Origin of the sequence: Moorena sp. SIO3I8 (genome assembly GCF_010692325.1) — a bacterium.
GTDB lineage: Bacteria > Cyanobacteriota > Cyanobacteriia > Cyanobacteriales > Coleofasciculaceae > Moorena.
This window is the reverse complement of record NZ_JAAHHW010000283.1, coordinates 1-2,247: the sequence shown is the minus strand read 5'-3', so window position 1 is coordinate 2,247 and position 2,247 is coordinate 1. Positions and strand designations below refer to the sequence as shown.

The window sequence follows — 2,247 nt, the reverse complement described above, 5'->3', positions numbered from 1 at the left end:
TATAAAAGTAGCTCAGTAAGTGTTTGTATTATATGTGCAACCAAAACTTCCTCATGCCAGCCTAGATTTACCGCAACTCCTATGCCATCAAGTTTTTCCGCGATCGCTCTCTGGTTGTCAGCCAAAATTATAATTACACTTGGTAACCCCATAAACGCTAACTCCCAACAAGTACTTCCCCCAGCTGCGATCGCAATATCAGCCCAAGCCATCAACTCAGGCATATTCGTCACATTATACTTTAGTGCAATTGCTGCCCCCGAATCATGCACTGCTGCCTGTAACTGCTGATAATGAGGATTACTCCCCCCAACCACCACCACTGCTTCGAGTCCTTTAACCTTGACCTGCTGTAGCGCCTGAATCACCTTCAGGGTCACGTTATCGGGGTCTGCTCCTCCCAAAGTAACCAGCACCTTCCGTGCCACTGTCGGCATCTGCCGCTGCCAGCCTTGCCAAGGCCAGAATTCCTTCCTCAGGAGTGTATATTGGGTACCCAGCAGCAGCTTGGTGTAGGATTCCCGTTTAGGATACAGTCCCTGATGGGCATACACATTCTGATTCAACACTAGGTCCGCCCAGTAGTGGGCTGCATGGCCATAGTCATCAATAAACAACAGCCGTAACCCGGCGTCTTTAATTACTCGCTGATAGTCAGCTCCAAAGTTATAACCATCTACTACTGCCCATTCAGCATCAAACTGGTGTGCAAAACTTGCTGTTTGCTTGGCATCTTCAGTACTTCCAGAAGACACTGATAGGTGAGCAACTTTCATTGATTGCGATCGCAGACGCTCCTGTAGTACACATGCTTCTGTGTTCAGAATAAAAATAGCCTCACCCCCTGTTTCTTGCCAAGCTTGAGCTAAGGCTAGACAGCGCATCACATGACCTGTACCTATTTTTAGAGAAGCATTTGCACGAATAATAAGATTCATTTAAGGTTTCCTAGCAACCAATAGCATATTTGATGATAGATTATTTGTGGACAAAAAATCTTGAAATGCCTCGCCTTTACTCTCCCATTCATCTATCAAAATTTGTTTTAAAAAAGGTTGATTGCTGACATCAAAATTACCGGCTACAATTTGCTTACGAACTAATTCAGCATCCAGTCTTCCTGGTGTTTGCTTTTCAAGTACATCAAAACCACAAGATTCTAACAATATTGTCAGAGAATTTAGATTAAACAAATTTAGATGTTCATTATCAACTGCACTAGATTTATTCTCCAAAGTTACGATATCAAACCCTTTAGCATTCGGGCAGGTGAGGATAAATATTCCTCCATCAGCTAGCAATTCATAACATTTTGCTACAAAATTACTAGGAGCAAAGAGATGCTCAATTACTTCAAAGTTTACAATTACATCAATGACTTCATTCCCAAAATTAATTTCCTCTATCGGCTTTTCAAGAATTTCTATACCACGATTACGGCAGGTTTGTGCCAAGTCTGGTGTTGGTTCAACCCCAATCACCTTTTGGAAAACTCCTGTTTTCTGAATTTCTTCACAGAAAATGCCAAACCCTGCTCCTACTTCCAATAGCGTATTGGTTGGTACATAAAATTTTTTACAAATATCAATAACTTTTTGCACTCGTGGCTTAAATATTTTTTCGCGTCGAGCTGCTTCTGAAGCCGGGAAAATATACTTATTCCAATAAGCGTAATTTTCAGATTCTCGATAGTATTCATCTAGGTGTTCAGGACTAGGTCGAGGGTTTGCATATACAGTCTCGCACGAGTCACACATCACAAATTGAATCTCGTATTTTTCGTATACTTTGTGACTTTCATGGGAAGCACATGCAGGGCAATTGACAGTGACAAAATCCTGCTTGTGCTCTAGTAAACGTCTAATATCAGCTAGCAGTCGCTCCGCTTGAGCCTTCATTAATTCATCCGGTCGAATTTCTGATTCTTTTAACATAATCTCTACTTTACAAGTGTATTGCACAAAAACCAAATTGACTACATATAAACATTAATTTAAATCGCTCTTCTTCATTAAAATTAAATGTTGTTTTGAGTCAATATTTTGACCTAGTTTTTCCATATTTTTACAATTCCTTTATTCAACGACTTGATTGATCAGCTTGGTTGGCTACTGAGCCATAGGCTGACGGGTTTCCCCAAATATTGTCTTTGACCCACTGTCCATTTTCAATGCGCCACACACGAGGGTCGCGGAAGGTATCACAAATATAATCAAATTCTGCCTCTGTCATATCCACATAATTTAG

At 40.9% G+C, this 2,247-nt stretch carries 2 protein-coding genes; both read right to left on the bottom strand.

Features of this window, described 5'->3' with window-relative positions; genetic code table 11:
• The coding region (pseG, locus tag F6K51_RS36195; RefSeq protein ID WP_293030721.1) for a UDP-2,4-diacetamido-2,4,6-trideoxy-beta-L-altropyranose hydrolase at positions 1 to 938 on the bottom strand (938 nt) is incomplete at its 3' end.
• A complete protein-coding gene (locus tag F6K51_RS36190) occupies positions 939 to 1,934 on the bottom strand; it encodes a class I SAM-dependent methyltransferase (RefSeq protein WP_293030719.1) in 996 nt (331 codons plus the stop codon).
• Positions 1,935 to 2,247 lie beyond the last annotated feature (313 nt).